At 62.0% G+C, this 2240-nt stretch carries 1 protein-coding gene and 1 pseudogene; both read left to right on the top strand.

Features of this window, described 5'->3' with window-relative positions:
* Positions 1–144: 144 nt before the first annotated feature.
* Positions 145–1405, top strand: a pseudogene (gene istA / locus EUU22_RS00285) (IS21 family transposase).
* On the top strand, positions 1402–2240 hold an 839-nt coding region (istB, locus tag EUU22_RS00280), incomplete at its 3' end, for an IS21-like element ISRel3 family helper ATPase IstB (RefSeq protein WP_129330144.1). The pseudogene istA and the gene istB, both read left to right, overlap by 4 nt.

The raw sequence follows: 2240 nt of genomic DNA, 5'->3' as shown, positions 1-2240 counted from the left end.
TGTCAGTACCGGAGCAATACTCCCCAATAGTGCCGTTTGAATCTTCCCCAGGTGCTGCGGCCGCCGGTCTTCCGGGGCGCGCCCCGGAAGACCGGCGGCGCGTCATCGCCGATACTCCTTCCGTTGGTCGGGAGGGGGATTTTGGTGATCAAGCTGAGGGAGACGATCATGATCCTGGATCTGCATCAGCAGGGGCTGACGGTGTCGGCCATTTCCAGAGAAACGGGCATCGACCGCAAGACGGTGCGCAAATACATAGAGCGAGGCCTTGAGGCTCCGGCCTATGGTCCCCGGAAGCCGCGAGCGACGGTGATCGATCCGTTTGCTTCTTACCTGCGGGAACGGGTGAAGACCTATCCAGGCCTGACCGGCAGTCGGCTGCTACGAGAACTGCGCAAGCGAGGCTATACGGGCGGCTACACGGCCGTGACGGATTTTCTCCGTGATGTGCGCCCTGCAGCAAGCCAAGGCTTCGAAGTTCGTTTCGAGACGCCACCCGGCGAGCAGGCTCAGGTCGATTTCGCCCAATTCCATGTCGTCGTCACCGACGAACCGATGACGCCGAGGGTCGTCTGGCTGTTCTCGATGGTGCTGGGCCACAGCCGTCTCATCTGGGCGCGCTTCGTCGTGCATCAGAACCTACCGACCGTCCTGCGCTGCCACATCGCGGCTTTCGAGGCCCTTGGCGGCGCTCCAAGGGAGGTGCTCTACGACCGGATGAAGACCGCCGTCATTGGCGAAGGCCAGACGGAAGGTATCATCTACAATCGCGCACTCATCGACCTGGCACGCCACTACGGCTTCCACCCGAAGGCATGCAAACCTTATCGCGCCAAGACCAAGGGCAAGGTCGAGCGGCCGTTCCGGTACATCCGCGAGGACTTCTTCCTGGCACGCTCGTTTCGCAATCTCGACGACCTGAACGCCCAGCGCCGGCACTGGCTGGACACCGTCGCCAATCCGAGGAAGCATGCAACAACCCTGCGCTTCGTCAATGAAGCCTTCGCCGAGGAGCGGCCGCACCTGCGACCGTTACCGCTGGCACCGTTCAGATCCGTTCTGAAGCTGGAGCGCCGCGTGTCGCGGGAGGGCATGGTCAGCGTCGGTGGCAATACCTACAGCGTTCCGGATGCCACGCGAAGCCGAATGGTAGAGGTCCACTCTCTCGCCGACGAAGTCCGCATCTTCGAGAACGGCACGCTGATCGCAGCTCATCCGGTCCTGGAGGGCCGTAAACAGCGCCGGGTTCATCCGGATCATCGGGCGACCCATTCAGCCGCAACATTGGCCGGGGAGACGGCAGGAATCTCATGTTGTCAAACCCGCCGGCGATACCGTGCTGCAGCGATCGCTTGCCTTCTATGATGCCGTCGGCAAGGTCCTGGCACAGGAGAACCGACCATGAGCGCCACCCTCGACCCCATTCCGTCGATGATCGACCGTATCCGTCATGATCTCGTTGGTCTGAAGATGCCGCGCGCACTGGAAGCTCTCGACCATGTCGTGCGCCGCCTCGAGCATGGTGAGCTGTCGGCCCTTGAGGCCATCGACATCCTCCTGTCGGAGGAACTCACCCTGCGCGAGATCAGCCGCATCAAGACGGCCCTGCGCATGGGCAGACTTGCAACCATCAAGACGCTCGCTGGCTTCGACTTTACCTTCCAGCCCTCGCTGGACCGGGATCGCATTTTTACCCTGGCCCAGCTCGGGTTCGTCGACCGTCACGAAGCGGTTCATTTCCTCGGCCCACCGGGAACGGGCAAAAGTCATCTCGCCACGGCGCTCGGCGTCGAAGCCGTGAAGGCGGGAAAGAGCGTGTATTTCACGACGCTGGCCGATCTGATCGGTTCGCTTGCCCGTTCAGAACGGGAAGGCAAGCTGCAGGAACGCATTCGCTTCTTCTGCAGGCCGAGCCTGCTCATCGTCGATGAGATTGGCTATTTGCCGGTCGTCCAGGGCGGCGGCAATCTGTTCTTCCAGCTCGTTAACGCCCGCTATGAACGCAGCCCAATGATCCTCACGTCAAACCGCGGTTTTGCAGAATGGGGCGATGTCTTTGGCGACCCTGTCGTCGCGACGGCACTGCTCGACAGACTGCTGCATCATGCCGTCGTCGTGCAGATCGAAGGATCCAGCTATCGGTTGAGGCAGCATGCCGAACTCATGCCGGAGCATGTTCGCTCCAAAGCCCTCATCACTCCCCCGGCGTTCGCCCCACCACAAAAGCCGCGCGGGCGGCC

The organism is Ciceribacter ferrooxidans, assembly GCF_004137355.1.
In the GTDB taxonomy this organism is placed as follows: Bacteria; Pseudomonadota; Alphaproteobacteria; order Rhizobiales; family Rhizobiaceae; genus Allorhizobium; species Allorhizobium ferrooxidans.
Note: the sequence above shows the minus strand (reverse complement) of the source record. Positions and strands in the feature narration are given on the sequence as shown.